The organism is Bartonella capreoli, assembly GCF_902813205.1.
Classification (GTDB): Bacteria; Pseudomonadota; Alphaproteobacteria; order Rhizobiales; family Rhizobiaceae; genus Bartonella; species Bartonella schoenbuchensis.
In genome coordinates this window covers 1-451 of record NZ_CADDZX010000215.1, presented here as the reverse complement: position 1 = coordinate 451, position 451 = coordinate 1, and the positions used below count along the sequence as shown (strand labels likewise).

1 protein-coding gene is annotated in these 451 nt (G+C 34.1%); it reads left to right on the top strand.

Annotated elements, in window-relative coordinates:
* The first annotated feature begins 37 nt into the window (after window positions 1-37).
* Entirely contained in the window at window positions 38-292 is a 255-nt protein-coding gene (locus J7R05_RS08115) for an exodeoxyribonuclease VII small subunit (protein ID WP_208541861.1), read from the top strand.
* Window positions 293-451: the final 159 nt, after the last annotated feature.

The following is a 451-nucleotide window of genomic DNA, read 5'->3' as shown; positions in this document are numbered from 1 at the left end:
ATTCGTATATCCAGAACAGATATTTTGTGAGGATTACATGAAACAAGAAATAGAAAAGGGAGATATTACAGCATTAAGTTTTGAAGAAGCGCTTAAGCAACTTGAAGTGATTGTTGAAAATTTAGAACGTGGGGATATTCCTTTAGAACAGTCAATTGATATTTATGAGCGTGGTGAATCTCTTAAAAAATATTGTGAGAAGCTTTTGAAAGCGGCTGAAGCTAAAGTTGAGAAAATTCAGCTTTCAGAGGGAGGATCTCCAGAAGGAGTAGAGTCTCTTGATTCTGAATAATAGTTAAGTAATTTGGGGATATTTATTGCAAGAGAGGTGAGCAGTGACTTAGTTTAAAGGGAAGGAATTTATCAGTTTCTTTTTTATGAAATAAGTGAGGAAATGGGGAAAAACCATAAATCATCACCAGTAGAGAACATTTTCCAGTAACAATATGCT